20 protein-coding genes are annotated in these 25,470 nt (G+C 61.0%); 14 read left to right on the plus strand and 6 right to left on the minus strand.

The features are described from left to right. Positions 1 to 2: 2 nt before the first annotated feature. The gene (locus tag E7T06_RS11730; protein ID WP_168733500.1) at positions 3 to 1,358 is read right to left on the minus strand and encodes a transposase; all 1,356 of its coding nucleotides are present in this window, start codon (positions 1,356 to 1,358) and stop codon (positions 3 to 5) included. Positions 1,359 to 1,630: 272 nt separating this feature from the next. On the opposite strand from E7T06_RS11730, the gene E7T06_RS11735 reads away from it, so the two are divergent. The 9 genes from E7T06_RS11735 (at position 1,631) to E7T06_RS11775 (ending at position 14,890) form a co-directional block, all read left to right on the plus strand. Next, complete coding sequence (locus tag E7T06_RS11735; protein WP_136365975.1) at positions 1,631 to 2,356, plus strand: DUF4388 domain-containing protein; 726 nt, start codon at positions 1,631 to 1,633, stop codon at positions 2,354 to 2,356. Positions 2,357 to 3,098: 742 nt separating this feature from the next. Further along, on the plus strand, positions 3,099 to 4,784 hold the full coding sequence (locus E7T06_RS11740; RefSeq protein WP_136365976.1) for a chloride channel protein: 1,686 nt from the start codon (positions 3,099 to 3,101) through the stop codon (positions 4,782 to 4,784). 58 nt (positions 4,785 to 4,842) lie between these two features. Further along, on the plus strand, positions 4,843 to 6,081 hold the full coding sequence (locus E7T06_RS11745; RefSeq protein ID WP_136365977.1) for an MFS transporter: 1,239 nt from the start codon (positions 4,843 to 4,845) through the stop codon (positions 6,079 to 6,081). 302 nt (positions 6,082 to 6,383) lie between these two features. After that, positions 6,384 to 7,340: a TAXI family TRAP transporter solute-binding subunit gene (locus E7T06_RS11750; RefSeq protein WP_205750911.1), complete on the plus strand. Its 957-nt coding sequence runs from the start codon at positions 6,384 to 6,386 to the stop codon at positions 7,338 to 7,340. 87 nt (positions 7,341 to 7,427) lie between these two features. Beyond that, positions 7,428 to 9,551, plus strand: coding sequence for a TRAP transporter permease (locus E7T06_RS11755; RefSeq protein WP_205750913.1), 2,124 nt, complete (start codon positions 7,428 to 7,430; stop codon positions 9,549 to 9,551). 254 nt (positions 9,552 to 9,805) lie between these two features. Then, complete coding sequence (uvrA, locus tag E7T06_RS11760; RefSeq protein ID WP_136365979.1) at positions 9,806 to 12,937, plus strand: excinuclease ABC subunit UvrA; 3,132 nt, start codon at positions 9,806 to 9,808, stop codon at positions 12,935 to 12,937. A gap of 47 nt (positions 12,938 to 12,984) precedes the next feature. After that, positions 12,985 to 13,635 (plus strand): hypothetical protein, encoded by a 651-nt coding sequence (locus tag E7T06_RS21800; RefSeq protein ID WP_240741017.1) that lies wholly within the window; start codon positions 12,985 to 12,987, stop codon positions 13,633 to 13,635. A 119-nt stretch (positions 13,636 to 13,754) separates the two neighbouring features. Then, entirely contained in the window at positions 13,755 to 14,441 is a 687-nt protein-coding gene (locus E7T06_RS11770; protein ID WP_136365980.1) for a thioredoxin domain-containing protein, read from the plus strand. 11 nt (positions 14,442 to 14,452) lie between these two features. Next, positions 14,453 to 14,890, plus strand: a complete 438-nt coding sequence (locus E7T06_RS11775; RefSeq protein WP_136365981.1) for a disulfide bond formation protein B — start codon at positions 14,453 to 14,455, stop codon at positions 14,888 to 14,890. A gap of 22 nt (positions 14,891 to 14,912) precedes the next feature. Here E7T06_RS11775 and E7T06_RS11780 read toward each other — a convergent pair whose 3' ends face one another. Next, the gene (locus tag E7T06_RS11780; RefSeq protein ID WP_240741018.1) at positions 14,913 to 15,698 is read right to left on the minus strand and encodes an SDR family oxidoreductase; all 786 of its coding nucleotides are present in this window, start codon (positions 15,696 to 15,698) and stop codon (positions 14,913 to 14,915) included. Between the two features lie 441 nt (positions 15,699 to 16,139). Here E7T06_RS11780 and E7T06_RS11785 point away from each other — a divergent pair, with 441 nt between their 5' ends. Continuing rightward, entirely contained in the window at positions 16,140 to 17,039 is a 900-nt protein-coding gene (locus E7T06_RS11785; RefSeq protein WP_136365982.1) for a carbohydrate kinase, read from the plus strand. 33 nt (positions 17,040 to 17,072) lie between these two features. Here the strand turns inward: E7T06_RS11785 and E7T06_RS11790 are convergent, their stop codons facing one another. Beyond that, complete coding sequence (locus tag E7T06_RS11790; protein ID WP_136365983.1) at positions 17,073 to 17,612, minus strand: orotate phosphoribosyltransferase; 540 nt, start codon at positions 17,610 to 17,612, stop codon at positions 17,073 to 17,075. Between the two features lie 139 nt (positions 17,613 to 17,751). Next, positions 17,752 to 19,017, minus strand: a complete 1,266-nt coding sequence (locus E7T06_RS11795) for an HD-GYP domain-containing protein (RefSeq protein ID WP_136366004.1) — start codon at positions 19,015 to 19,017, stop codon at positions 17,752 to 17,754. Between the two features lie 308 nt (positions 19,018 to 19,325). Between E7T06_RS11795 and E7T06_RS11800 the strand changes: the two genes are divergently transcribed. The 4 genes from E7T06_RS11800 to E7T06_RS11815 all read left to right on the plus strand — a co-directional run bounded on the left by E7T06_RS11800 (position 19,326) and on the right by E7T06_RS11815 (position 22,883). After that, positions 19,326 to 20,054 (plus strand): helix-turn-helix domain-containing protein, encoded by a 729-nt coding sequence (locus tag E7T06_RS11800; RefSeq protein WP_136365984.1) that lies wholly within the window; start codon positions 19,326 to 19,328, stop codon positions 20,052 to 20,054. Between the two features lie 93 nt (positions 20,055 to 20,147). Further along, positions 20,148 to 21,794, plus strand: coding sequence for a glucose-6-phosphate isomerase (pgi, locus tag E7T06_RS11805; RefSeq protein WP_136365985.1), 1,647 nt, complete (start codon positions 20,148 to 20,150; stop codon positions 21,792 to 21,794). A 25-nt stretch (positions 21,795 to 21,819) separates the two neighbouring features. Further along, complete coding sequence (locus E7T06_RS11810) at positions 21,820 to 22,320, plus strand: winged helix-turn-helix domain-containing protein (protein ID WP_136365986.1); 501 nt, start codon at positions 21,820 to 21,822, stop codon at positions 22,318 to 22,320. A gap of 32 nt (positions 22,321 to 22,352) precedes the next feature. Continuing rightward, entirely contained in the window at positions 22,353 to 22,883 is a 531-nt protein-coding gene (locus E7T06_RS11815; protein ID WP_168733501.1) for a transposase, read from the plus strand. Between the two features lie 79 nt (positions 22,884 to 22,962). Here E7T06_RS11815 and wecB read toward each other — a convergent pair whose 3' ends face one another. Together wecB and E7T06_RS11825 are read right to left on the minus strand one after the other, a co-directional pair. After that, positions 22,963 to 24,102, minus strand: coding sequence for a UDP-N-acetylglucosamine 2-epimerase (non-hydrolyzing) (gene wecB / locus E7T06_RS11820; RefSeq protein ID WP_136366005.1), 1,140 nt, complete (start codon positions 24,100 to 24,102; stop codon positions 22,963 to 22,965). Between the two features lie 34 nt (positions 24,103 to 24,136). Continuing rightward, entirely contained in the window at positions 24,137 to 25,345 is a 1,209-nt protein-coding gene (locus E7T06_RS11825; RefSeq protein ID WP_240741019.1) for an undecaprenyl/decaprenyl-phosphate alpha-N-acetylglucosaminyl 1-phosphate transferase, read from the minus strand. Positions 25,346 to 25,470 lie beyond the last annotated feature (125 nt).

Below are 25,470 nucleotides of genomic sequence, written 5' to 3' on the forward strand. Positions count from 1 at the left end.
CGTTAGGCGGCATAGCAGAGCGCGTCTGTGAGGCGCTCGATGAACTCAAGTGGGACTTGAACCATTTCGCGTTCTGATGCAAATGTGCGAAAAGTCGGGACCTTCCACAACGCTCGCCGAACCTCGGCGAGCGCATCGACGAAGGTCGGCAGGGTCTTGGCATACCAGGCGGCACGACGAACCCAAGGTTCATGGCTTTGCCAGCGTTCGTGGGCCATGAGGGTCACCAGTGAGAACAGCCCCAGCAACGCTGGGGCTGTTCTGGCAATGGCGAGGTCACTCCACTGCCGCTGCGTTTCCACACCCAAGTGTGCCCGAACCTCCTCAAAGGTGACCTCGAGCTGCCAACGCTGCACGAAGTACTCCAAGATCTGGATGGGGGTCTGCAGAAGGTTCGTGCACAGCAAGGCCTGGGTCGAGAACTTGCCCTTAGGATCACGGACCAGGACCCAGCGCACCGGAAGGGGTGGAAGGCCGTTGTGATACCAGACCGCAGTCTGAGAAACGATCTCGACCTCGCGGTTGGTCTCCCCGTACCAGCGGCCCACCTGGAGGCGCTCCCAGCGCGTCTCTGGATCGTGAACCCGGGAGGCCAGGGTCGGGAGGCGGTCGCCTTTCAGCCGGGGCCGGCCCATCTGGCCGGCCCTTCGTTCCGGTGCGGGGTCGTAGAGGGCGGCATCCAGGCGAAGACGGGTGATGACCGTGATCGGATAGCCCTGCTGGAGGTCATGGAGCCAAGCAATGCTGGCATAGGCGTTGTCCGCCACCACGATCAGCTGCCGTCCAGGACACCAGCGCTGCACCACACGCAGCATCTGCCGGGCCCAATCGGTCAGGGTCCGGTGTGGGTGGCCACGTTCTTCGTTGTACCGCTGTGACGGCACCAGTGCCGTCAGGAATGGCAGGGCCCAGATGCGATGGGCCCAGGGAATGGGGGTCAGCAGCATCAGGCTCAGCCAGCGGAGCCCGCTGGCTCTGACGAAGTGCCCGTGGCTCGACCGCACCGGGTCACGATAGATCCCTTTGGCCCTGATCTTCGCTCCAGTACGTCGTTCGATGGTGTCGTCCAGACCGAGGACGAGCGGTCCTGAGGGCACCAAGGCCATCAGCAGTAGACCGAGCAGCACGCGACTGGCTTGGAGACTGGACCAGCGCGCCCGATTCAAAAGGCGGTGAAACGTCCCGAACCTCGGATCGTCTGCCAAACCGAGCACCCGCAACGCCGCGGTCACTGTCCGTTTTCCAGGAGAGAGCAGCGCCCCGACCACCAGGAGGTGCACCTGCGGCCAGATGCGCGCCGAAAACACTGGAGCGAATTCTTTTAGGACCCCAGTGAACCACCTCGGAAGCAGTGTCATGCTCAAGTTTGACAGGGGGAGCAGCATGCTGCTCCCCCTGTCAATGGCCAAAGTCCAGCTTAGAGGGGAGGACAAAAGCACTTGCGCTCCCCTTTAAGGGGGGCTGGCTGCACAGCAGACTGGGGGGTTTACACGCGGCTCTAGTCTGATTTGGAGGGTTCACCCAGAATCTTGAACGATCCTCAAACCCCATCCCCCCCACTGTCTAAACGGCCCCATCTGTAACCTTTCCGCACGCATGGCCCGCGCCAGCCGCTACACTGGGCACATTCATGCAGGGCCTCCTTTCAGACCTTCCCCTCATCGGCGTGATGGAACTCATCAACGGCACCCGGCAAACGGGCGTGCTAGAGGTGCAATCCGAAGTGCCCTATACCGTCGCCTACGTGAAGGGCGAAGTCGTGGCAGGCGGCATTCTGGATTGGATGGGCGTCGACGCCATTCATGCCAGTCCGATGCTGCCCGACAGCGGCACCTTCGCCTTCGAGCTGAAACCCGTAACAGGAGCCGCGCTGGGGCCATACGATCACTTTATGACCGACTGGGCGCGGGCCAGCGATGAATGGACGCAGATTTGCGCCGTCATCGGCAGCCCCAGCCGGGTGTTTCAGGGCAACATTTCGCTGTTCAACGACATGCAGGGCCGCAGTGTCCGGGCCGCCGCACGGCAAGCCGACCTGCCGCTCTTTCAGGTGGCGCAACTGGTGGCCGAAGCCGTGAAAGACGGCAAAGTAGACGCCACCAACCGCTACGCTTGGTTCGGCCTGCGCCTGCGCCCCGGCGGAAAACGGGCCGCCATTCACCCCATTGCCCGCGCCCTAGACGGCGAAGTGAATTTAGGCCAATTGATCGAACAGGGCTTTGACCTGAACGAAGTGCGTGAGTACTTGCTGGGAGAGCTGCGCCTCGGCCTGCGCTTTCCCGGCAGCGGGTGGGTCATGCGCGACCTGATTTGGGAGCAAAGCCAGCGGCGCGTACAGGGTGAGAATTCAGCGTAAAAGTGGGGCATGTAGGGCGTGGGAAAAGCGGGGCCAGCAAAACAAATTTCGCTGGCCCCACTTTCGTGAACTTATGGTCATTGCTTCGCAAGGGCAACTTGTAGGGTAAAGTTTTTTTCGATTCGCCAAAGGTGTGAATGAGTGGCACCTGATTCTCTGAGAGACATAGTGACGTATGCATTGAGCATGTTCTTCCTTGGCTGTCTACCGTTCGCCAATTTATTTGGCAATCTAATTTTTGGATGTTACCTGCTGCCTTGGCGTTTACCATGGACGAGGCTTGAGCGACTCGCATTGGCAACGGGTCATCTTTCGCTCGCCATATTCCAATTTAGATTATTTATTGGTTACCTTTCGTATGGGCGTGGTGCCGCCCCAACCAAAGCGGATTTTCTCTCAACTGCCGTTTCCCCAATAATTCTACTATTAGCCTTCTTTGCCTTTATCTATATCTGTATAGTTAAAAACTTGCGGCGAAGAAATAAACCAGATGGGCTATCGATATATTCGTATATCTGGCTTGCCCTATTTATAACAGTGATGACGACAAACTTACTAGCCTTAAACTCTTAAGCTCATTTTGAGTCAAAAGGGCTGTTTGAGGGACAGTGTGGTGAGGGGCAATTCAACAGCGCACCCGCGCCACACGCCAGCCGTTTGCCTTTCGCTCTAAACATTCGCAATTCCCCAAGATTCCCAGAAACCCGCCCCGCAGCACGCGACTTGCGTTAGCATGCTGCCGATGCGTTCTCCCCTGCCCCGTGCTGTCCTGACCCGCTTGGAAACGGGCCGCTTGGTGGTGCTGAGTGCGCTGTTGGGCGGCCTTGTAGGCGGGCTGTGCATCGTGCTGCGGCTGGTGCTGGACGCTGTGCTGCGGCTGGGCGCACAAATAACCGGCTATTCACCCCCCGGCACGCCCGGTGAAGGTGGCCTGCTAATGGCCTTTGGAACGGCTCTGCCTTGGGGCCTCCTCGCTCTCCCGCTGGTGGGCGCGGCTTATGCGTGGCTTCTTCCTGCCAAATCGGGCGACCCGCTGACTCAACTGGTGCGCGGCTACCATGCGCGGGGACAGTGGCCGGGACTGGCAATCCAACTTCGCACGCTGGCCGGAACCCTGCTGGGCTACGGTTCGGGGCTGCTGGTGGGGCGCGACTCGGCCTTTACGATGGTGGGGCAACTGGGCACGCGGCTGCTAGGCCGGGTTACGCGGCTGGATTCGGTAGAAGTCCGCACCCTCACGCTGGCAGGCGCGGCGGCGGCATTGGGGGCCGTGCTGCACGCACCCTTGGCCGCCGCTGTTCTCATTGCGGAAGTCTTGTACCGACGCTTCGAGTTCGAGTTTGAGGTGCTGATGCCCTGCGTGTTGGCGTCAGTGGCGGCTTACGCGGTGTACGGGTTGGCGTTCGGGTTCCAACCCCTGTTCAGCATTGCCGATGTGCAGGCTCCATCGGCGGCGCAGTTGCCCGAAGTGGCGGCCATTATTTTGGCGGTCACGCTCCTAGGCTGGCTGTCGCTGTTCGCCTTCCGCGCCATTCCCGAACAATGGTCAGACGGACGGCTGCGGCCCGTGCTGGGCGCTGTTTTTGGTTTGCTCACGGCGGCAGTGGCGTGGGCAGGCACGGTGGAACTGGGGAACATCGGCACCATCGGCACGCCCGCCGTACTGGGCGACGGCACCGGCTGGGTACAACTCGGCGCGTCCGGCTTTTTGGGGTCAGAGGCGCTGGGCAGTGGGCTGTGGCGCTGGCTGCTGCTGGCGTTGGGGGCCAGAATCGCGTTTGGCGGCGGCGTCTTGCCTTCGGTGGGTGTGGGCGGCGTGCTGGGCGTGGGGCTGGGCGGCGTGCTGGGCGTAGACCCGGCGGTGGCAGCGTTGGTGGGCATGGTGGCCTATGTCACGGTCACGCTGAATGTGCCTGTGGCGGCGGCGTTGCTGGCCGTAGCGTGGGGCGGAGACGCGTTGCTGCCCGTAGCGCTGCTGACGGCGGGAGTCGCGCACGCCCTCAGCGGTGAATCGGGGCTGGTGCCGGGTCAGGCGAGGTCACGGGCGGCCAGCGCCGTTCATGCCGGGGCCACTGTGCCGCTGTTGCCCGAAGGCGTGCGTTTTATTCCGCGCCGCACGGCAGGAGCGCCCGCCACACCCTTCGACGCCCCCAAGCCCGACGACGTGCTGGACGCCGAAAACCTGCCTGCCCTCACGCCTGCCGAGCGTGAACTGTACCGCCGGGGTGTGCCCCCCAGTTGGCGCGGCGCAAGGCTGAGTGTGCTGTCTTTGCCGCCGGGTGTAGAAGTGGTGGGCATCGTGCGAGACGGCACTGTGCGCCTGCCCCGCCCCGAACTGCTGCTGACCACCGACGACGAACTGGTGTTTTTGGCCCGCCCAGACGCTTACGCCGCGCTGGAAGGCGTGCTGAGATTGCCGGGAGCCTAAGGTGCTGACTAAGGTGCTGAGTCCAGAGTGATGGGTAAGACGACATGAGTCCACAGGTATGAGCAAGGGCATCCATCCTTTTCGCGGCTGGGATCGCAACGGGCGGCTGGGCATTCTCAACGGCTGGTTTATTTTCACGGGCGACGGCTTTTTTAATGTGACGGTGGTGGTGGCCGGATTTGCGGCGCGGTTGGGCGCACCCAACGCCGTGATTGGCCTGCTGCCCGCCATCGCCGGGGGCGGCTGGATGCTGCCGCAACTGATGGTAGCGGCGCGGGTTCGCAGCCTGCCGTTCAAGTTGCCTGTGTACCGCTCGGCGGCCCTGATCCGCACCCTCAGTTACGTGTCAATGATTCTGGTGGCGGCCCTGCTGTGGCACACGCCCGCGCTGTGCCTCACGCTGTTTGTACTAGCAATGCTGGTCAATGCGCTGGCTTCTGGGGTATCGGGCCTGCCTTTTTTGGAAGTGGTCAGCAAAACTGTAACTTCCGAACAGCGGGCGCGGTTTTTTGGGACGCGCAACCTGTACGGCGGGCTGCTGGCTTTTGGTGCGGGCCTATTGGTGCGCTGGATTCTGGGGTCTGGGCTGGCCTTTCCCTACGACTACGCGCTGATTTTCGCGCTGGGCACCATAGCGTTCAGCATCGGCTATTGGCTGTTTGGCCGCCTGACCGAGCCGCCTGACCCGCCACTGCCGCCGGGGGGTGTGCGGGCCGAGGTGCGGGCCATTCCCGAAACGCTGCGAGACCCGCATTTCCGGGCCTTCCTGAGCGTGCGTCTGCTGTTGGCGGGCGCAAGCATGGCCGAGCCGTTTTATGCCGTGTACGCGCTGCGCGAGTTGCACTTTCCAGCGGCCACACTGGGCATTTTTGTGATGACCCTGACTGGAGCCGCGCCGCTGTCTAACGTGGTGTGGCAGCGCGTAGCCGAGCGCAAAGGCTCGCGCCGAATCATCCGGTACGCCAGTGTGTTTGCCGCACTCGCGCCGCTGTATGCGCTGCTGGTAGGGGCGCTGGGCTGGACTTCTTGGGCGTATCTGGGCGTATTCGTGCTGTCCAGTGTGGCCGCGCAAGGCTTCAATCTGGGCCACACCAACCACCTGCTGAATATTGCGCCCGCCCACGCCCGCAGCCGCTATATAGGCACGCTCAATACGTTGGTAGGCGCGGCCCTGTTTGCCCCCGTCGTGGGCGGCCTGCTGGCCGACGCCGCCGGGTACACCCCAGTCTTCGGCTTAAGTGCGGCCTTTTGTGCAGCGGCGTGGTGGCGCTGTGGCAAGCTGCGGCGTGATGCTTGATCTCTGCACCGATTTGTACCCGCCCACCTCGGCAACCACATCCAAAATGCACTTCGTCTAGGAAAATTTTAACATTCTGTCTACTATGCGGTACTGTTCTGTTAGAGCCAAGTTCAGAGCACCGGACAGTCTCCAGAGATTGGGTCGGCCTACAGTGACGCCTCACAGGTCAGGGCCGAATCCCAAATGGGCATGACGTATGAGAGCGCATTTTTAGAGTGTGCTAACATCCCGCCATTCTCAACGCGTTCGTGTGGCGACACTTTAGTCGGCCACCGGAAGGAATCCACATGAAAAAGTCTATGAAGACCGTGTCCACCCTGTTGCTCCTCGGAACCGCCGCTGTCGCCTTTGCACAGGGCAACACCATTCTGACCATCGGATCGGGCAGCACTACCGGAGTTTACTTTCCTGTAGCGACCGGCATGGCTAAAATGATCAACGATTCGGGCAGTGGCGTGCGTGCCAACGCCCGCAGCACCGGCGGCAGCGTGTTCAATATGAACGCTCTGGGCACGGGCGAACTCGATATCGCCATCGCCCAGAACGACATCGCCTACTACGCCTACAAGGGTACGGGCATTACGGCCTTCGAGGGCAAGGCCAACAACAAGATTCGCAGTATGGCTGTGTTGTACCCCGAAGTGCTGCACGTCATCGCCCGCAAAGACGCCAAGATCAACTCTATTGCCGACCTGAAAGGCAAAAAAGTCGTGATTGGGGACTTGGGTTCCGGCACCGAGCAAACCGCCCGCCAAGTGCTGGAAGCCTACGGCCTGAAGCTTGACGATCTGGGCCAAACCCTGCGCGTGTCGCCTGCACAGGGCATCAGCCTGATGCAGGACAAGCGGGCCGACGCCCTGTTTTATACGGTAGGCGTAGGCGCAAGCGCCATCAGCCAGATTGCCCAGACGGTAGACGTAAACGTGGTGCCCGTGAGCGGCAACCAAGCCGCCAGCCTGATCAAGAAGTACCCCTTCTACGTGCGCTTCAACATTCCTGCCAAGTCTTATAAGGGTGTCGGCGCAACCGTGCCCAGCGTGGCCGTGCAGGCCGTCATGCTGACCACCACCGCCACCAGCGAGGACGCCGTGTACAAGGCCATGAAAGCGACTTTTGGCAGCGAAGCCGACCTGAAAGCCATCCACCCCAGCCTCGGCCTGAACTACTCGATTGAAAAAGCCATCAAAGGGTTGCCCGCTCCTCTGCACCCCGGCGCAGTGAAGTTCTTCAAAGAAAAAGGCCTGAACGTTAAATAAGGCGCTGTAGCTTGGCCTGAGTAGTTGGGGCCAGTCGCGATTCTCCCTGCGACTGGCCCCTTGTCTTTTTAAGAGAATGAGGTAAATATGAGTGACCCCACAAGACCGATCAGCAGTAACCCCAGCCTTACGCCGCCCGGACAGGAGATGACAGAGGGCGAACGCCGCGCCATAGAGATGGTGGAAGCCGCCGAAACGGGCGGGCGCAAGCTGTTCGGCTGGCAAGCCATGCTGGTCACCGTGATCGCTGTAAGCTGGTGCCTGTTCCAGATGTACGCCGCCTACAACGGGGCCATCACTCCGACCATCATGCGCTCAACGCACTTGGCCTTTGCCTTTGCCCTTGCCTTTTTGGTCTTTCCCTTCAAGAAAACGCCCGGAGACCCCCAGAAGCGTGTGCCTTGGGGAGACTGGATTTTGGGCGGTATCGCTACTGCGTCGGCCCTGTACTTTTTTGTAGAGTATTCCAATATTGCCAACAACGGCGGCCTCCGTGCCGACGCACCGCTGGATTTGATCGCCAGTAGCGCCCTCGTGGTCATGCTGCTCCTCACGGCATGGCGCACCCTCGGCCTCGCCATGCCGCTGATCTCGCTGGCTTTCATCTTGTTCGCCTTCATGGGATCGCGCGGCCTGATCCCGTTTATTCAAAGCCCGTTTCACAACGGCTACACTTGGCCGCAATTGATGGGCCAACTCGCCACCAACACCGAAGGCATTTTCGGAACGGCAATCGGCGTCAGTGCCCAGATCGTGTTCCTATTTGTGCTGTTCGGCGCGGTGTTCGACAAATTGGGCGCAGGCGACTGGTTTATGCGCGTGGCCCAGAGTTTGCTGGGCGGCTACCGGGGCGGCGCGGCCAAAGCCAGCATCCTCAGCAGCGCCCTGAACGGCATCATCTCGGGCAGCGCAGTGTCCAACGTGGTCACGGGCGGCAACATCACGATTGGCACCATGATTCGTACCGGATACAGCCGCGAAAAAGCGGGAGCGATTGAAGTTGCCAGCAGTTCCAACGGCCAACTGATGCCCCCCGTGATGGGCGCGGCGGCTTTCATCATGGCCCAAAACCTAAATATCGAGTACCGTTCCCTGATCTTGGCGGCGGCTATTCCGGCCTTCTTGTGCTACGCGGCGCTGCTGGTGGTGTCTCATATCGAGGCACTGAAACTGAACCTGAAGGGATTACCCAAAAACGAGTTGCCCCGCGTTCGCAAAACCCTGTTGGAAGGCTGGTACTACATGATTCCGCTGGGCTACCTGATCGGCGTCCTGACGGTGAACCCGGAAGCCAACCCAGAGCGCGTGGCCCTCGTGACGATCATGATTATGCTGGTCATGATGTTCCTTCAGGAAGTGTTCTGGGGGAGCCGCGATGGCCGCAGCCCTGCCCGCAGCCTGCTGGACGGCGGCAAGAAAATCATCGAAGCTTTTGAGAGCGGCGCACGCTCCATGATCGGGATTGCGGTTGCCACCGCTGCCGCCGGAATCATCGTGGGCATCGTGACCATCACGGGCCTCGGCTTCGGGCTGGCCGACTTGGTGCAAACGGTAGCCAACCTCTTCAGCAACGAATTTTTGCGGATTCTGGTGGTGCTGTTCATGGGACAACTCATCGCCCTGATTTTGGGCATGGGCCTTCCCACCACCGCCAACTACATCCTGATGAGCGCCCTGATCGTGCCGATTATCGCCAAAATCGCGGGTCTGGATACCAGCAACCCCGCCGAAATGTTGCCCGTGCATATGTTCGTCTTCTACTTCGGCATTATGGCCGACAGTACGCCGCCAGTGGCGTTGGCCGCCTTTGCGGCAGCCGCCATTTCGGGCGGCGACCCGATCAAAACGGGGATTCAGGCCTTCCAGTACGAACTTCGAACGGCGCTGCTGGCCTACATGATGTTCTTTAACCCGGTGCTGCTGCTGATCAAAGACGGCAAATTGGGCGGCGTACCGCTGGGCGAAGCCGTGCCGATGATCATCTTTGCGTTTATCGGTCTGGTGGCGTTCAGTGCCGCGACACTGCGTTTCCTGCACCGCAAGACCAACCCCATTCAGATGATTTTGCTGCTGGCGGCGTCGTTCATCTTGATTATTCCTACGCAAATTATTTGGAACATTGGGGCGCTGGGCCTGATTGCCCTCGTATACTTCTGGCAAAAAGCTGGGAGCCGCAACGAGCCGAGCCAACCGTTGCCCGCCGCTGCTTAAGCTTTTTTCTCCAAGAGCGCCTCTGCCCTGTCTGGGTGGGGGCGCTTTTTGTGGTCAGCATCAGCCCCTTTATCTGACTCTCTGCCCTGACCTTCAGCATTCCCCCAAGCACTCCCAAAGTGCTAGAATAGCCCGTTTTAGAGCGAAGGGGGCAAGCTCCCTTATGCATCCGACATAACTCGCCAGTTGCCGCAAAGTGCGTACTGGCCGTCCTCAAAGATCAAAACAAGTGTCAAATCAAAGGAGCTTCCGACTTGCAGAACCTGATTGTTCGTGGTGCGCGGGAACACAACCTCAAAAACGTGACGGTGGAGCTTCCCCGTGACCAATTCATCGTGATTACGGGCGTGTCGGGCAGCGGCAAAAGCACGCTGGCCTTCGACACTATTTATGCCGAGGGCCAGCGCCGCTATGTGGAATCGCTGAGCGCTTACGCCCGCCAGTTCCTCGGGCTGATGGAAAAGCCGGATGTAGACGGCATCGAAGGGTTGTCTCCGGCCATTTCTATTGACCAGAAGACTACCAGCCACAATCCCCGCAGCACAGTCGGCACCGTGACTGAAATTCACGATTATTTGCGCCTGCTGTACGCCCGGATCGGCACGCCGTATTGCCCGGTGTGTGGGCGCAAAATTGAGAAGCAGAGTCCCAGTGAAATCACAGACCGCCTCCTCAGCGGCTATGAAGATGCCCGCGCTATTTTGCTGGCCCCGGTGGTGCGCGGACGCAAGGGTGAATACCGCAAGTTGTTTGGCGACTTACGGCGCGAAGGGTACGCACGGGTGCGGGTAGACGGCACGCTGTATGAACTGGACGAAGCCGAAAAGCTGAAGCTGGAAAAGTTTGAAAAGCATGACGTAGACGTGGTGATTGACCGCGTGACCCTGCGCGGCAGTGACCGCACCCGCATTGCCGAGAGCGTGGAACTTGGCCTGCGCCGGGGCGAGGGCCTGCTGCGTGTGCTGATGCCCGAAGGCGGCCCCGACGGGGAAAGCGCCGAGGAACTGTATTCCGAAAAGTTTGCCTGCCCGGAACACGGCAGCGTGTTGGAAGAACTCGAACCGCGCTCCTTCTCCTTCAACTCGCCGTATGGTGCGTGCGGCGACTGCGCGGGGCTGGGCCACAAAAACGAATTCTCGCCCGAATTGGTGGTGGATGAGAAGCTGAGCATTGCCGAGGGCGCGATTTTGCCTTGGTCTAAGAAGGGCACGGGCGGCGGCGTGTACTACTGGGACAAACTGAAAGCGCTGTCGGAGCACATGGAGTTTGACCTGAAAGCGCCTTGGCGTGACTTGCCCGAAGCCGCCAAAACCGCCATTCTAAATGGCCCCGGCGAACCGTTCGAGGTGATCTACCGGCGGGCGGGCAAAGAAACCATGCGCTTCATGACCGAGTTCGAGGGCGTGATCACCAACTTAGAGCGCCGTTTTGCCGATACCGAATCGGATTTCATGCGCGAAAAGCTGGAAGAAATGATGGAGCTTCGGCCTTGCCCGACCTGCGCTGGCACGCGATACAAGCCCGAAATCTTGGCGGTTCGGGTGGGCAGCCTCAACATTTCGCAGACCAGCGGCATGAGCGTGCTGGACGCCGACGCCTTTTTTGCGCGGTTGCAAGAAGGCACGCTGGATCATGACGCGGTGGGAGCGCACCTCAAAGGTCATCTGGGCGGCACGGCCAAAGCGCACGCCCCCGCCCGCTACGACTACAAATTGAACGTGTTTGGCGAAGCCGTGGCCGCCCCGATTCTGAAGGCCATTCGCACCCGCTTGAAGTTTTTGGTGGATGTGGGGCTGGATTACCTGAGTCTGGATCGTACCGCCAACACCCTGAGCGGCGGCGAGGCGCAGCGTATCCGGCTGGCAACCCAAGTCGGCTCGGGCCTGACCGGGGTGCTGTACGTGCTGGACGAACCCTCTATCGGTTTGCATCCCAAAGACAACCACCGCCTGATCGGGACATTGAAGCACCTGCGTGACCTTGGGAACACGCTGTTGGTGGTAGAGCACGACGAAGACACCATGATGGAGGCCGACTACTTGGTGGACATGGGGCCGGGCGCAGGCGTGCACGGCGGCGAAATCGTGGCGGTGGGTACGCCTGCCGAGGTGCGCGACAACCCCGACAGCCTCACCGGAAAATACCTGCGCGGAGAACTGAAAATCGAGATTCCGGCAGAGCGGCGGCGCGGCAACGGCAAGCGTCTGAAGGTGATCGGGGCGCGGGAACACAACCTGCAAAACGTGAGCATCGACATTCCGCTGGGCACCATGACCGTGATGACCGGCCCCAGCGGCAGCGGCAAAAGCACCCTGATTCACGATATTTTGCACGCGACGCTGGCCCGCGAACTGAACGGCGCGAAGACTAGTCCGGGCCGCTATGACCGGATTGAGGGCATGGAGCATCTGGATAAGGTCATCGAGATTGACCAGTCTCCGATTGGGCGCACCCCGCGCAGCAACCCCGCCACCTACACGGGCGTGTTTACCGAGGTGCGCGACCTGTTTACCCGCACGCCCGAATCGCGTCGGCGCGGGTATCAAGCGGGCCGTTTCAGCTTTAACGTGAAGGGCGGGCGCTGCGAACACTGCAAGGGCGACGGCGTGATGAAGATCGAAATGAACTTCCTCCCCGACATTTATGTGCCCTGCGAGGTCTGCAAAGGCGCACGCTACAACCGCGAAACGCTGGAAGTGAAGTACAACGGCAAGACCATCAGCGACGTGCTGAACCTGACGGTCGAGGACGCCCGAGAGTTCTTCGAGGCCATTCCCGCCATCGAGCGCAAGATGCAACTGTTGTGCGACGTGGGCCTCGGCTACATGCGCATCGGGCAGCCCAGCACCACGCTGTCGGGCGGCGAGGCGCAGCGCATCAAGCTGGCGTCGGAACTGAGCAAGCGGGCCACCGGAAAGACCATCTACATTTTGGACGAACCCACTACCGGCCTGCACTTTGAAGACGTGCGGAAGCTGATGGAAGTACTGCAACGGCTCGTGGAAGGCGGCAACACGCTGCTGATCATCGAACACAATTTGGACGTGATGAAGTGCGCCGACCACATCATCGACTTGGGGCCAGAAGGCGGCGTGCGCGGGGGATTAGTCGTCGCCACCGGAACGCCGGAGCAGTTGGCGGCCCACGCCACATCGCATACAGGCGCGTATTTGCGGCGCGTGCCGGGCATTACGCCTGCCGGAGAGCCGGAAGCGGTGGCTGCAGCACCCGTCAAAGCTACTGCTAAAAAAGCGCCTGCCAAAGCGAAAGCAGTAGCCGTTGTGGCAGCTTCAGCAAGTCCAGAGGAAGACACGGAAGACCCGGAACGCGAACTGGTGGCCGCCGCACCCGCCCGCAAAGGCCGACCCAAAAAGAGTGATCTGTGAGTCAGGGTGAACTTCAGGTCAGGGTGAACTATGATCACGGGTAAGCCATGACCACGCCTCCTCCCAACCTCTCCAAGTCAGACCTTGCTCAGACGGATCTGACGCCCGACCTACCCCACACTCCTCCCCGGCCTTCGCGGGCCATGCGGCTCCGGGCGGCCCGCCGCCGCTCTGGGTGGCTGGATCTGGCGCGGTTGGTAGGCGGCTGGGCGCTACTGGCGGTGCTGGCCTACTTTATGTGGACACCCGGAGACTGGCCGGTGCGCCTGCTGGCATGGGTGCTGTTGGTTATTTTGGCCGATGAATTTGGTGGCTGGTTCGGCTATATCGGCGTGGTTCTGGGAGGGCTGGCTTTCCTCAGTCCGAATGCGCCGCCCGCCCAATGGCTCATTATCGTGCCGCTGGTGGGCGGGGCGCTGATGGCCCTCTTGCTGATCAAACATTCAGGCGGGCCACTGGTGCTGCCGTTTGCGGGCTTACTGTTTGCGGGCACACTGGTGGCTGTCGGGCGCTTTGGCCCAAAAATAGACCCCACCCTGACGCTGCCCGCCAATCCTGAATTCCAGCGCACGGCGATACTGGCTCTGCTGGTGGGCCTCGCGTTCAGCTTTGTGCGGCAAGTCGTCAATATCTTGCTCAAACGCCGGGCAAGACGTCATGCGGCCAGAGTGTCTGGCGTGCCGGAACTCAGCACTTAAAACACTTTCTTCTTCATTCCGCTCCTCTCGGCTCGCCCGGAGGGGCTTTTTGCTTTGTTCCGGCTCTGCCCTGTTCACTCAACCCGGCTCATCTGTCCGGTTGGTACACTGGCCGCACAATGACCCGCCTTCAAGGAACCAACCCCAACCGCACCATTTTGGTGATCGGAACGCTCTTGGCTGCCGTGCTGATTGCTGTCGCCCTGTTCGCCGTGCGTGGCAAATCCAGCGGCTCCGCCCAAGCTGTCAAGTTCAATGTGTCCGGTCAGCCTGTGCTGGGAGAGGCCGCCGCGCCCGTCACGATGGTAGTGTTCGAAGATTTCAAGTGCCCCAATTGCAAGCGGTTTGAAGATGAATTCTTGCCAGAACTGAAGACCAAATATATCGATACCGGCAAAGTCAAGCTGATCTCTATGAATTTCCCCTTCTTGGCCCAGAACGCTCGCCTGCCCACCGACGACAGCAAGCTGGCTTCACAGGCTGTGGAGTGCGCCTTTGTACAGAGCAATGACCTGCACAACAGTTATAAAGCAGTCCTGTTTCGTGGGCAGGGCAACGAATCAACCGTGTGGGCCACCAAAAGCCGCCTGAAGGACTTGGCCGCCAACGTGGAAGGCCTCGATACGGCCAAGTTCGCCACTTGCCTTGATACCGACCAGACCGCTGCCGCTGTGGACGCCGACGAGAAGCAGGCCGCCGACGCCAAAGTGGCCGGAACGCCCGCCATCTACGTGAACGGCAAACTGGTAGACAGCTACGCCACCGCCTCGGTCAGCGCCGCCATAGACGCTGCCCTGAAGGACTAAGGCCGCAGGCCATGACGCGCGACAACCGCCTGTATTTGGCGTGGGTGGTGGCCCTACTTGCCACCATCGGCAGCCTGTGGTTCAGCGAATCGCGGGGCTTTATTCCCTGCGTGCTGTGTTGGTTTCAGCGGATCGCCATGTACCCGCTGGCCTTGCTGCTGGGCATCGCCGCACTGCGGGGCGACCTGAGCATCCGCGCTTACGCCCTGCCACTGGCCGCTGTGGGCTGGGTGGTGGCCCTGATTCACAACCTTGAAGACTGGGGCGTCATTCAGAGCCTGAAAGTATGCGGTGTCGGTCAAACCACCGCTGGCTGCGACGTGCAGTGGCCCATCTGGGGCGGCGGCGCACTGGCGGGCCTAAATTCTATTATTACTATTCCAGTGCTGGCGCTCACGGCCTTTACCCTGATCATCGGCCTGCTGAGTTGGGGCAGGCGGCGCTTGTAACAAATAAGCTTGGACAAGTGCTCTAAACAGGCCGCCCAGCCATCATAAAGCTCGCGGTCATGCCGCCGTCTACCGGTAAAATGACTCCTGTAAGGAAGCTGGCCTCGCCACTGCCCAGAAAGTACACCGCCTGCGCTACCTCTCGCGGCTCTCCAAGGCGGCGCAGAGCGTGTAGGTCTTCATAATCGCGGCGGGTCTGCTCTGGGTCAGCACTCACGGCAATAGCCTGCAACACCAACTCGCTACTGATTGCGCCGGGGGCCACCGCGTTTACGCGCACACCACGCGGGGCAAGGTCGAGCGCCATCGCGCGGGTCAGGTTCACCAATCCGCCTTTGCTGGCGGTGTAGGCGGCGTTGCCCTGCTCGGCAAACAGGCCCTGCACACTCGCCACATTCACGATGGCGCTGCCCCTCGGCATCAGGTCGATCAGGTCACGGGTCAGCAGCAACGGCGCACTGAGATTGACGTTCAGAGCACGTGCCCAGCCGCGTGCACTGACGTCCAGCACGCCGCCGTGCGCCCCCTGATAGGCCGCGTTGTTCACCAACACCCCCACCCCGCCCAGCTCACGGGCCGCGCGGGCAATGCGGTTGCGTCCAGCGGCGCTTGCCACATCGGCCCGCAGGCGCAGCCCACCTTTGAGGGGAGCAGGCAGATTCAGGTCGACACCCAACACCGGGTGGCCGCGCTCCAGATACAGTTCCACAATGGCCCGCCCGATGCCCCGCGCTGCACCAGTCACGACCACGCCGGGCAACATGTCGGGCGAAGACGGGGGTGTGGCCGGAAGCGTATAAGCAGCCATTCCCTAGTGTGACCCTCCTTTGCACCAAATGAGCAGAAGGCCAAACAGAATGAAGAAACACTCAAGTACAGTCTAGGTTTTGCATCGGAATCCCATTCCTGTGTCGGGACTGTACACAGTCTGATTTGGCTTCAGAAGGTCATTCTTCTGGTAGCACTATCCCACGATTTGGCAGTGCCACTGCGTCTGAATCCTGAACTTGGCAGAATTAGATTGAGATTAGGGGAGATATCAAGCTCGACAGTTCTCCTCTGTTGAGCTTGCAGACAACTGCTCCGAAAGGAAGCTGATCTGGAATGAAATCGATCTGATACGCAACTGAGATGAATTCTCAACATGAGATAGGAACCCTGATCTTACGGCTTATGACGATTCTTGCGACTGCCGACGCTTAGGCAACGCCGCCGCTCCAATTGGGCCGATGCTTTACAGTGGGCGCGTATGACATTGCCCTTGATTGTGAGTGCTGGGGAAGCACTGACCGACCTCGTAACTGGCGGCGGAAACGTCTGGAACGCGCATCCCGGAGGAGCAGGCTGGAACGTGGCGCGGGCCTGTGCGCGGTTAGGTGTTCCGAGTGCCTTTGCCGGAGCCGTAGGGCAAGACAATTTTGGAGACGATCTGCTGCGCGAGTCGCTGGAAGCGGGCCTCGATCCCCGGTTTGTGCAGCGTGCGCCCGCGCCCACGCTGATGGCGGTGGTGTATTCCAAGTCGCCGCCTGCCTACCGCTTTTTGGGCGAAAACAGCGCCGATCTGCATTTTGACCCTACCCACCTCCCCGATGGTTGGCTGGGCGCGGCCCGCTGGCTGCATGTGGGCGGCATCAGTCTCGCGCGGTGGCCGCTGGCCGACACTCTGCTGGGCCTGATCGAAGCGGCACGGGCGGCAGGCGTCAAAATCAGCTTCGATCCCAACGCCCGGATTTCTCACCGCCACCCCGATTACCCCGCCGTGTTCGGGGCCGTCATGCGCCGCGCCGATCTGATCAAGCTCAGCGATGAAGACTTGGGGTTCTTCTTCCCCGGACGCAGCGAAGACGACGCCCTACGGGAGTTGCGCGGCATGAACGCCCGCTCGCCCATCGTCATCACACGCGGAGCGGCGGGCGCAACCCTGTTTCAGTCGGCGGGGCGCTTAGACCTGCCCACCACACCTGTGCAGGTCATGGATACCGTCGGCGCGGGCGACGCCCTGTGCGCCGGAATGCTGGTCAGCGCCACCGAATACCCCGAAGCCCTCTGGAATGATCATCTGCAAGTTGGCCTTCGTGCCGCTGCTGCCGCCTGCGCCCGTGCCGGAGCCTACGCGCCCACGCGGGCCGATTTGGAGGCGCTGGGGTAAAGGGTAGGGGTAAGGGGCTGGGGGAAAGCAGGACTACTCGCGCACTTGCTCCCAGCGCACAGCTTCGCCTGCCGCACAGTGCGGGCAAGCCGCAGCCGACCAAGTGTGATAGGGGTGCGGCCAAAGCGTCAGCAACGGCAGTTCTGGCAACTGTGCCGTCTGCCGCACTGTCCAGACACTCAGGCCCAACACAGTATGACCCGCCCTCCGCATTCCTGCCACCAACAAGCGGGCGTCTGTTCCTGTGCTGATCAGGTCATCTACCAGCACAACCCGCTGCGGGAACTCTGGAACATTCATACGGTGAAAGGTCATCTGATCGGCTTGCAAGTTGACGAAGGCCACAGGCAAGGCCAGATGACGCGCCACGAACGCCGCCAACACCGCCCCGCACTGACTGACCCCGACGATCAGATCGGCACTCGGCCAATGGGTCTGGATTTGCTCAGCCTGCCTCTTTGCCAAACGATCCAACTCGACGGGCTTGCGTACCAACTCGCCTTTCTCCAGCCAACCGTCTGCGTGTAGGCCGTCCTTCAATACCGTATGACCATCGCGGCGAAGCGAATCCATTACTGTCAATTCGTGCAGATTGATTACCGCCTTTAGTCAGCTGACGGAGTTTAAGGTGACTGGGTAGCCCCCTCACCCGTTGCGTCGCAGCGCCCTCTCCCACGAGTGGAGAGGGCTAAGAAACCAACGAGACGCTTGACTAAGACACTAAGCGGGCGTCGTCGTGTTCGGCCATCATTCGCAGGAAGGCTTCCACGTACTGCGGATCGAACTGGCGGCCTGCCTGCATCCTGATTTCGTTCAGGGCGCGTTCGCGTGTCCAAGCGGGCTTATAGGGCCGTGCATTGGTGAGGGCGTCGAACACGTCCACGATGCTGAACACCCGCGCCGTCTCGGGGATGTTTTGGCCGCGTAGGGCGGCGGGGTAGCCTGTGCCGTCCCAGCGTTCGTGATGGTAGCGCACCAAATCCAGCGTTTCAGCGGGCAAAAAGTGTAGGTCTTGCAACATGTCGTAGCCGACGGTGGTATGGGTCTGGATAATGCGGCGTTCTCCGGCGTCCAGCGGGCCTTGCTTGTGCAAAATTCGGTCTGGAATAGCGAGCTTGCCCAAATCGTGCAAATACGCGCCCCAGCGCAGGGCTTTGACCTGATCCTCATCCCAACTGAGGCGGCGGGCAAGGCGCACGCTCATGCTGACCACGCGGGTGGTGTGGCCACCGGTATCGTCGTCGCGGCGCTCTAGGGCGGCTCCCAACGAACGCAGGGTCAGGTCGTTGGCGTCGCGCAGATCACGGATGGCCTGCCACTGCCCCAATTGCGATCCGAGCAGGCGGGCAAAGGAAGCCACGACGCTCTTTTCACCTTCATCGAAGTCCCGGTCTTCCGCACGAGTAAGGATCAGCACGCCCAGATGGATCGTGGCCCGCCCGTACACCGGAGCCACGTGGTAGGTCAGGCGTTGGGCTTTGGGCAGCAGCGCGAGGGCTTCTTCGGCCACCCAATGATCGGCCTGCACGCTGCGGCTGTCGCTGTCGCTGGGGTGGATGGGCTGCTCTAGGAAGGCTTCAAACGCGCCTTTGGCGGCCAGAATATGCGGCGTGCCTTTGCGGTAGGCCACGAACGCCAAGTTGGGAGCCACATGCAACTTGTCCAGAATACCCACTCCGGCCCGAATAATCGCGTCGGCGTCGCGGGCGTCGGCCAGTCGCTCGCTGCCTACCCGCAGGGCGTCGATGGTGTTGCGCTGCCACGCCACTTCCCGCACCGAGGCTTGCTCGCGCAGGGTCATCAGGCCGAGGCCGCCAATGACGCACAGCGCCCCCAACAGTTCGAACATATTGGGAACGGAACCGGGCAGCACCAATGACGCTAAGAACGCGGCGGGGTAAGCGGCCAAAGCCGTCCAGCGCCACACGCCCCCCACAGGCCAAGAAGCCACCGCCAACAGCAGGGCCGCGCCCGCCATCAGGCCTTGCTGGTCGGTGACAGCGGCGTATCCCAGCGCCAACAGAGCAAGCGCCAATACGAAATAAGTCAGGGGGCCAACACGGGACACAAGAGAAGTCTAGCACCGGCTTTAGAAAAAACTTGAACGGTAAATGCAACGGTAAATGCAGTCGTCAGCTTCGCCGTCCCGAACTTGCAGACCGCTGTAAATACATGCCTAACCACATGAACGAAACTCTACCCGTTGAGCAAAGACTCAGTCAGGTAGCAGCAAGACGCGGCGCGGTATTGTGAGAGCGTGAGAGGCAATGCCGGGGGAACCCGCCCATGAAAGTAGACCGGGAAGAGCAAGACGACGCCCGCCGGGAACGTATTGCCCGCGCCGCCTTCGAACTGTTTGCTCGGAGCGGCCTAGACCAGACTAGCGCGCAGGACATTGCCCGCGCTGCGTTTGTGAGCCGTACCAACTTGTACCGCTATTACCCCAGCAAGATTCATATGCTGCTGGCCCACTTCGAGCGCACCGTGACCGACACGCGCGATGAGGCGATTCGGCGGCTGGGGGCGGGCAATTCTCCACAAGTGGTGTGGGGACTGGTGACAGCGAGAATGGCCGATCTTGGCGTGCGCTACCGCCATCTGGTGGGCGCGGTGGGCCAAGCGGTGTTGGGGGCCAGACACGACGCCCCGGCAGAAGCTCCGGCCCATCCGGGAGCGAATCCCGCCGTACACGACATCCGTACCGCCGTCACGTTGGTGGCGCTCGTGGAACCTGTGCTGATCGCCATGCGCCATCAGGGGCACATTCGGCCCGATACCAACACGCAGTTTTTGGCGTCGTTGTTTGTCGATGCGTGCTTGCTGGCCCTGCTGCACGGCGGCCACCGCAACCAACGCGAGGTGTTGCGTGACTGGCAAGACCGCTTTACGCTGATCATGCATGGGGCACTGGCTCCGGGCCTGAGCGTGGCGAGCATCGATGGGCAAGTGACAGCAAGAGTGACATTGGAACCGCTGGAACCGCCCAATGTCGCGGCTCACTTTTTGAAGGTGTAGTTAGAGAGCTGACCCACTCCAGTGGCCCAACATCTAGAAACTGTTCAGGCAAGCGCCGACGCTTAGGCACAGGGCTGGGGGTATGCTCTGCCCATGTCGAATCCCGCCGCGCTGACCCACCTTCCCGCTTGGCAAGCTCTGACGGCCCACTTTGAGGCCATGCAGCACACGCATCTCCGCGAGCTGTTCGCCGCCGACTCCACGCGCGGCGAGCGCCTGAACGCCGAGGGTGCGGGCCTGTATCTGGACTACAGCAAGCACCGTGTGACCGATGAAACGCTGGGGCTGCTGCTGAATTTGGCCCGCGAAACTGGGGTGGAAGCCAAGCGCGACGCGATGCTGGCGGGCGAAAAAATTAATGTGACCGAAGGCCGCGCCGTGCTGCATACCGCCCTGCGTGCCCCACGCGGCGCAACGGTGATGGTGGACGGCAAAAATGTGGTGCCAGATGTTCATGAGGTGCTTGACCGGATGGCGACTTTTGCCGACTCCGTGCGGGCTGGGCAGTGGTTGGGCTTTACGGGCAAACCCATTCGCAACATCGTGAATATCGGCATCGGCGGCTCTGACCTTGGCCCGGTGATGGCCTATGAGGCACTGAAACACTACGCCCAGCGCGACCTGACCTTGCGCTTCGTCTCGAATGTAGACGGCACCGATTTGGCCGAAAAACTACGCGACCTGAACCCCGAAGAAACGCTGGTGATCGTATCGAGCAAAACCTTTACGACTCAGGAAACGATGGCAAACGCGGGGAGTGCGCGTGCGTGGCTACTGGCCGCGTTGGGCGACGATGCGGCAGTGGCGCGGCACTTTGTAGCTGTATCAACCAACGCCGACGCAGTGGGTAAATTTGGCATAGACACCGCCAACATGTTCGGCTTTTGGGACTGGGTAGGCGGGCGCTACAGCATGGACAGCGCCATCGGCCTCAGCCTGATGCTGGCGATTGGGCCAGACGGCTTCCGCGAACTCTTGGCCGGATTCCATGAGATGGACAAACACTTCCGGACTGCGCCGCTGGAAGCCAACTTGCCCGTGCTGATGGGCGTCCTCGGTGTCTGGTACAACAACTTTTTTGGTTCTGAAACCGTCGCCATTTTGCCCTATGACCAATACTTGTCGCATTTCAGCGCGTACCTGCAACAACTGGATATGGAGAGCAACGGCAAGCACATCACGCTGGGGGGGGCGGTCACGGATTACCAGACTGGCCCGGTTATCTGGGGACAACCCGGCACCAACGGCCAGCACGCCTTTTATCAGCTCATCCATCAGGGCACCAAGCTGATTCCCTGCGACTTTATCGGCTTTGCCCGCACGCTGAATCCCATGCCAGTGCAGGGCGGCCTGACCCACCACGACCTGCTCATGGCGAACGTCTTTGCCCAAACCGAGGCGTTGGCGTTCGGCAAAACGCTGGACGCGGTACTGGCGGAAGGCATTGACCCGGCACTGGCCCCCCACCGCGTCTTTGACGGCAACCGCCCTACGTCTACCCTGCTGGCCGACCAGCTCACGCCGCGCATTTTGGGGGCACTCATCGCCCTCTACGAACACAAGGTCTTCGTGCAGGGAGCCATTTGGGACATCAATCCCTTTGACCAATGGGGCGTGGAGCTGGGCAAGGTGCTGGCCGGAAAAATCGTGCCGGAACTGGGGAACGCCGAGGAACCGAAGCTGGCGCACGACTGCAGTACAAATGCGCTGATTCGCTGGTATAGGGAAAAGCGGGTCTAATACGGGATTAAACTGAGTCGCGAATATGAGACCTGCCTCGCTGTTCCCGCATCAGACGTCCGATGAGTTGGAATTGGCCTACCGCCAGTCCGAGCGAGCGGTGGAGCGCTCCCGCTGGCACATCTTGTGGCTCAAAAGCAAAGGACTGTCGATTCCAGAGATCAAAGCGGTGACGAGTTTTTCGCGCACCACGATTAGCACGTTAATTCGAGCGTACAACGAAGATGGGCCAGCGGCGGTGGTGGACAAACGCCGTTGGAACAAATCCGCTCCTGCGCTCGATGTGGAACAACAACAGGTGTTGTTCAGTGCGCTCCAGAAGCCACCCGAAACGGGTGGCTTCTGGACGAGCCAGAACGTGCAGGCTTACGTCCATGAGCAGTTCAAAGTCGAGATGACGTCGGTGTGTGCTTGGGGCTACTTGAGAAAGCTGGGGTTCACGGTGCAAGTACCGCGTCCGACTCATGTTCAGGCGGCCACACCGGAAGGACAGGCGATCTGGATAAAAAAGTCGAAGCGGCGCTGAGAACTGCACGGGCCGCGTACCCTGAAAAACAGGTGCGGCTGTGGGTGCAGGATGAAGGGCGATTTGGTCTGAAACCCGTGTTGAAGCGCCTCTGGGCGCTTCAGGGTCAGCGGCCCGTCATTGCTCAGCGCCGTCAATATCAATGGCTCTATACCTACATTTTTGTCGAACCCCTCACGGGACAGAGCGATTTCCTGATCTTCCCGAGTGTCAGCGTTCCTCTCATGCAAGTCGCGCTGGATGAGTTCAGCCGGGCCGTCGATCCACACCAGCAGCAACTCATCGTCCTCTTGCTCGACCAAGCCGGTTGGCACACCAGCCAGAAACTCCAGGTGCCGCCCAATCTCTTCCTCTTGCCGTTTCCGGCGTATACGCCGGAACTGTCCCCCGCTGAACCGATGGTCACCAAGCTGAAACTTCCCATCGCCAACCAGACGCTCAACACCCTTCAAGAAGTCGAGGACTTGATCTCTGCAGAGTGTGTCCGGCTCCAGCACAACCCCCAAGAAGTCAAATCGCTGACCCTGTTCCCCTGGATCAAACATGTTCTGGACTCAATTTAGTTTGGTATAAAAGGGCGTGGATCGTAGAACGTGGAAACAGCCGAAACCACGTTCTACGATCCACTCTCCACTTCTATTTTTACCCCCAATCGTCGGGCCGTTCCCCCAGCCCAAAGTGCCAAGCAATCGCCGCTGCGATGCGTCCGGAGGCCTGCCCATCGCCGTAAGGGTTGCGGGCGGCCCGCATGGCGGCCAACGTAGACTCGTTGCCTAGCAGTTCGGTCAGCACACGCTCTAGCTGCGCGGGGTCATTTCCAGCCAGCTTCAGCACGCCCGCTTCCACGCCTTCGGGGCGCTCGGTCACGTTCCTCAGCACCGCTACGGGCACGCCCAGCGCCGCGCCTTCTTCTTGCAGGCCGCCCGAATCGGTGGCGAGGAGCGCACTGGCCGCCATCAACGGGGCCATATCGCTGTAGTCCAGTGGGTCGGTGAGTTCGAAATTGGGGAGCGCCCCCAGCACAGGCCGCACGGCTTCCTGCACGGCGGGCGAGAGGTGGACGGGGTAGATGAAATGGGTGTCGGGGAAGGCCTGCGCCACCCGCGCCAACGCTGCGGCCATTTCTCTCATCATGGGCTGGTTCTCGCGGCGGTGCATGGTCACGGTAACGAGGCGCTGACCCCTCTGCACGCGGGCTTGCCAGTCGGGGCGCAGGGGCACGCGGCCCGCCACTTCACGCACAGCGTCTACGGCAGTTTGCCCGGTCACTACGATGTTGCCGGGCGCTTTGCCTTCCCGCAGCAGGTTGGCCTTGCTGCCCGCTGTGGGCGAAAAATCCAGCGTCGACAGCACCCCGGTCAGGCGACGGTTGGCTTCCTCCGGGAACGGCTCGCTGAGGCTGCCGCTGCGGAGGCCCGCTTCCACATGCCCCACCGGAATACCCTCGTAAAAGGCGCTAAGGGCCACACAAAACGACGTGGAGGTATCGCCATGAACCAGCACCATGTCGGCTCCCATCTGGCGCAGCAACTTGCCGGAAGGCGGCACGATGCGGGCGGTCAGGTCAGCCAGCGTTTGGCGGTCGGTCATCACGTTCAGGTCTTCATCGGGCGTGAGGCCGAAGACCGCGAGTGCGCCGTCCAGCATTTGGCGCTGCTGCCCGGTAGACAAAATCAGGGGCTGCAAGCCCGGATGGGCGGCAATGGCGGCGTACACGGGGGCCATTTTGGTGGCTTCGGGGCGGGTACCGAAGGCGAGGACGATGGTTTTGGGCGCGGGCATTTGCGAATCGGCAGCAGACATCGGGGGCATCATCTCAGTTTTCCGGCTGACTGGGAACGTCTGTCTGAACGGCTGAAGCCTGAGCCGCTGACAGTTGGGCCTCTGACGCCTGAGTTTCTGCCGCCTGTACCTCTGAGGGTTGAGCACGCATGCGGCGGTGGGCTACGAACCACAAGCAGGCCGAGACCACCACGCCCGTGAGAAGAATGACGCTGCCAGACACGCCTTGCAGCCACATGCCCAGCATCCCGCAGACCAGCGACACCACCCACAAAATAACGGCGGTGCGGCGGGCGCTGGCAGTGCGGGCCAACACCCGGTGATGAATATGGGTTTTGTCGGGGTGACCCAACGGGTTTCGAATTCCGCGTGCCAGTCGGCCAATGACGACTTGGGTGGTATCCAGCACCGGCAGCGCTAACACGATCAGCGGCACGATCAGGCTGGCCCCGGCACTGAATTTCAGGGTTCCCAGCAGGCTCACGGCGGCCAACGTATAACCGATCAGATACGAGCCGGTATCGCCCATGATGATGCGGCTGGGATTAAAGTTGTGGCGCAAGTAGCCCAGCGTGGCCCCCGCCAGCCCAGCCAGCAACACCACCGCCGCCGCTCGGTCAGGAAACTGGGCCGCCGTGAACAGCAACACCATGCTGACCACGAATCCCACGCCGCCCACCACGCCGTCTACACCGTCCAGCAGGTTCACAGAGTTGGTGAGGCCCACAATCCACACCACCGTAATCAGGTTGCTGAGCACGATATTCAGGGCGTCTGGCATGGAGGGGATGAAGGGAATGGCGTTCAGGTCAATATGCAAGCCGTTGACGATCAGCAGGAAGGCCGACAGCGTTTGCACCAGCAGGCGCGACAGCGGCGACAGGCCGAATTGATCGTCGATGAATCCGGTGAGCACAAGCAGCGACGCGCCCAGCAGAATGGCTAAAACCTGAATATTCACGACTTCTATGACGATGGGGCGCAGTGCCCACGCCACCACCACACTCAGAATGAATCCGGCAAAAATCGCCAGCCCGCCCGCGTTGGGCAGCGGTTCCTTGTTGAGCCTGCGGGCATTGGGCTGATCGGCCCACCCCATTTGAAGAGCGAAGGCCCGCACGCTGGGAATGAAGCGCCAAGTGAACACCCATGCCGTGATAAACGTGAGCAGGACGCTGAGAAACCCCCGTCCCAACAAATCCGCGATACCAACTTGCGCCGCGAGCGCCTTCAAAGAATCCATAACCTGACTCAAGTGTAAAGGTCTGGCGTGAGGAACGCGTCGTCAAGAAGGTGGAGGGCGGGAATAAAGGCCGCACTTAAAATTTTTGGGAGCCGCCCCACCTTCCCCACCGCCCATAATCCACG

The organism is Deinococcus sp. Arct2-2 (assembly GCF_004801315.1).
Classification (GTDB): domain Bacteria; phylum Deinococcota; class Deinococci; order Deinococcales; family Deinococcaceae; genus Deinococcus.